The organism is Flavobacteriales bacterium, assembly GCA_013214975.1.
GTDB lineage: Bacteria > Bacteroidota > Bacteroidia > DT-38 > DT-38 > DT-38.
Genome location: JABSPR010000050.1, coordinates 1 through 3,778 on the forward strand (window position 1 = coordinate 1; position 3,778 = coordinate 3,778).

Here is a 3,778-nt window from a genome sequence, read left to right on the forward strand (position 1 = left end):
TCTTGGTTTCTTAACTGAACGGCACCTAAATCCTTTTCTGTGAAGCTGTTCGTATATGTATTTAAACCAGTGTTTATATTGTGTTTTTGCTTATTCAGATTGTAGTTTAACTCGCTAAAAGAATTTAATTGATTTCCAGCAAAAAGGGATTGTTGTCCGAAAGGGTTCTCGTTGATTCGAATGTGTCGGTCGAACGAGCTAATACTATTCTTTAAGGTAATTGTACTGTTTTCTGAAAGTGTTTTTTTTGCGGAGAACTGTGATGTATATCGAATACTTTCTTGTTTGTCTAAAAAGAAATTACTGGTGTCGGCAAACCCATTATTAATTAATCGCATGCTTCCACCAACTCGATTTTCTTTCATGATATTAGCGCCCAAATATATTTCGGTTTTCTCGCTTGGGTTATAAAAAATCTTTGGATTAAAATTAAATTTTGATACTTCAGGTATATCGGAATAACCATCCTTGTCTGCATCGTAAGGCGAGTGCATATATAAAGAGGCTAGGTTGGTAAAACCAAATTTCCCGAATTTTCTTGATACAAAAGTGTTAAAGTCTTTAGCACCTATATGGGAAAGGTTAATGTGTAGTAATGTCTCATCTTGGACAGCTTTCTTTGTTACCAGATTAATTAACCCTGCAATAGCTCCACCACCATATAAAGTTGATGCCGATCCTTTGATATACTCAACTTGTTTAAGATCTAAAGGTGGAATTTGCATTACATCTAAGCTTCCTGAAAAACCACCATATAATGGGAAGCCATCTTTGAGTATTTGTGTGTATCGTCCATTAAGACCTTGAATACGAACCACCGCACCATTCGATGATGCCGCAGTTGTTTGAACTTGGATGCCGGTGCTGTGTGTAATAAGATGTGCTATTTTACTGGGCTCCATGGATGCGGCTTCATCGATTTCTTCGGAGAGCACTTCAGTTCGTGTGGGTAGATCGGCCACCGATCTATTTGCTCGAGTTGCTTCGATTACTATTTCGTCTAATAATTCCTCTATAGGAGATAGAAGAAATATTTGCGGGGTGCTCTCATTTTGCGGAAATATTATTTTTTTATCCTTGGGATGATACCCTATAAAAGAGACTCTTATTACTTGTTCACCATTTGGGATGTCGTTTAGTGTAGCTCTGCCGAGACTGTCTACAGAAACTCCATTAGAAGTGCCTTTTAAAGAAATAGTTGCCCCCAATAAACTCTGATTAGTTAAACTGTCTTTTATAATAGCCTGAAAATCATTTTGACCAGTAGACAGTAGAGTAATTAATATAAAAGGGATAGCTAGAAATTGCTTGATATTAAGGTGCATGTAAAGAATACTTTGTTGGATATTTTGATAGATCTATTTGATGAAGATCTCTAATATAAACCTACTCAAATTATTATGGAGTATGAACAGTGTAAGAATTAATTTTAATTCTGTTAAATAACAGTAATGTTCCTTTTCGTCCCGACTATTGGGAGGTTAAAATAGATGTATGTAAAGAGAATAAAATAAGACCACAAAACATGTTTCGAATTGTAACTGAATACGGTCCCAATACTTTTTTTCTTAACTAAAATTATGAAATTGTCCTTCTTAAGGATGAGAAAGGAAATATGAGAAAAGTAAATGTGTTGGATTAAATGATGGTTTTTAATGCCCCATTATTTAATAATATACGGATTGATAAACGCACTTAAATTCCTTTTCGAAAGGGAACGGAATAAATCTCCTTTTGATGGTAGATGTTGCAAATAATTTTTGGCAATTGAATCGTTAAACTCATCTTTTGTAGAGAATTTAATCTCCTTCAGATAATCTTGAGCTACTGTCCTTGTATTATTTAGTTCGCTATTTGTTATTTTTTCTACCACGCCTATATGTGCACTTTTAACTGCATTCATTCCTAGATAAAATGGATTTTCTTCTATCGAAGGAAGAGCATGAAATAGAATTTTACCAGCATCTAATCTTTTGGACAGAAGATGGATTGTAGCTCCAACTAAATGATGATTTCCTTGGTAAGAGGCCCAGAAATTACATGAGCTTCCTCTGTAGAAAGGGGAGATACCCAAATGGATGTTCCAAGCTTTTTTTTGAATTAAAAAGTCGGCGAGGTTACTTTTTATATAACTAGCCCCGAAAACGATGTATATATCAGAATCTAAACAGGGTTCCTGTTTTTCAAGATCATCTATGTTTAATTCAGTACTCGAAATTTCTAATTGACGAATGTTACTCGCTAATTTAATTTTGTTTCCGAAAAATGTAGTTTCTGCTTTTTTTACTTCAGAAAAATACCCTTTCATAGTAGCAGAGGTGTTATCAAAAATTGAATGCCTCTCGCAAACCGCATATACGGTATTCGCAACTTTCGACAAGTCGTTCAGAAGAGATAAATGTCGTGGTTGACTATTCGTAAATACCGTAATCTTCATTTTTTTCTAGATCGAATTTATCATAGTGTGATCCATTCTTGGGTATTCTAATCTGGAGTTAAATCCATCTTCCATATTGGCTCGAAATCCAACTTGAACGGTCAGTTCGTCCAAAATCAGTAAAGTATCGTTGTTGTAGGAGTTACTTGGATGAGCCATTACAGAAATATTCTTTCCTGTTATTGATCGCAATATTGCTAAACAGGTAGAATACTCGTTTTTTTGCTTATCCACTGTAGACTTCTCTAAATTAGTTGGGTGAGAGTGGGAGTGTAGACCGATAACATGTCCGGAATCCGAAAGGTGTTTTATATCATTCTTTTGCATCCACAGTTTTTTACTTGCCATTTCTGTATTCATTCCTGATTGGCTGATCATTTGATCCATTAGTTGGTAATATTTTTCTTGACCAAGTATTTGGTCTCGAATAAATCGGAACTTCTTATCTTCTTTACTATAAAATGAATATTCACCAAGGTATGATTCAGCAGAAAACTGCTCTAAACCGTTCTTAACAATATTATTGTAATTAGATATTGTAATTATCTTGTTGAAGTTTTTATAGAAAGAATCTACCGTATTAAATTCGCTGTATCTGAAGTATCGATAGAGTTCTAGTTTTTCGATATTTCCATTTAAAGGGGAGGTATAGATAAACCAAAAAGCATTTAAATTCATTTCTTCCAAAACAGGAAGAGCGATTTCAAACTGGCATTTTAAATTGTCATCGAACGATATGCATATATCCTTCTGTTCAAGATCATTTTTAATGGCCTTGGAATACCATTCGTCAGCAGAGATAAGATTGAAATTTTTTTGTAGATAGCTTAGTTTCGTAATAAACTGATTCTTAGAGAGAGAACCTTGTGCTGTCCTGCTTTGATTTTCGTGATGAAAATGATGGAACATGATGCCGTGTGCCTTATTCCTCATTAATGTATCGTTAATCAAAGTGGGGTTTAAATGAGACTCTATTCTTTAATAATTTCTTTGAATTGATCTGTCGTTATGTATTTAGTATAGTATGACTTGATAGTTTTAGACTTTTTAATTCTATCCAATTCTGAGGGTGAACTGCTAGTGCTTTGCATGTGGATTTTCATGTCATGATTAAAGTTGCTCAGCAATTTTATTTTATCAATTACTTCAAATCCATTAATTAGGGGCATGTTTATATCAATAATAAGAATATCTGGCTGCTCTATTTCAAGATTAGTCATTGAATCAATAAAGCCTAGAGGCTTGTTGAAGGATAGAATTTTCAGTTCATCAATTTCGGTTCTAACTAGATTATCCTCGGTGATAAATAAAGCGATATCGTCGTCGTCCACAACGTAAACA

4 protein-coding genes are annotated in these 3,778 nt (G+C 34.2%); all 4 read right to left on the reverse strand.

Going from position 1 to position 3,778, the window contains the following annotated elements; translation table 11 throughout:
• Window positions 1–1,325 (reverse strand): TonB-dependent receptor (locus HRT72_02890; protein ID NQY66657.1); only part of this gene is annotated, 1,325 nt, incomplete at its 3' end.
• 338 nt (window positions 1,326–1,663) lie between these two features.
• Window positions 1,664–2,437, reverse strand: coding sequence for a methionyl-tRNA formyltransferase (locus tag HRT72_02895; protein NQY66658.1), 774 nt, complete (start codon window positions 2,435–2,437; stop codon window positions 1,664–1,666).
• A 6-nt stretch (window positions 2,438–2,443) separates the two neighbouring features.
• Window positions 2,444–3,370, reverse strand: coding sequence for a polysaccharide deacetylase family protein (locus HRT72_02900; GenBank protein NQY66659.1), 927 nt, complete (start codon window positions 3,368–3,370; stop codon window positions 2,444–2,446).
• Between the two features lie 38 nt (window positions 3,371–3,408).
• On the reverse strand, window positions 3,409–3,778 hold a 370-nt coding region (locus HRT72_02905), incomplete at its 5' end, for a response regulator (protein NQY66660.1).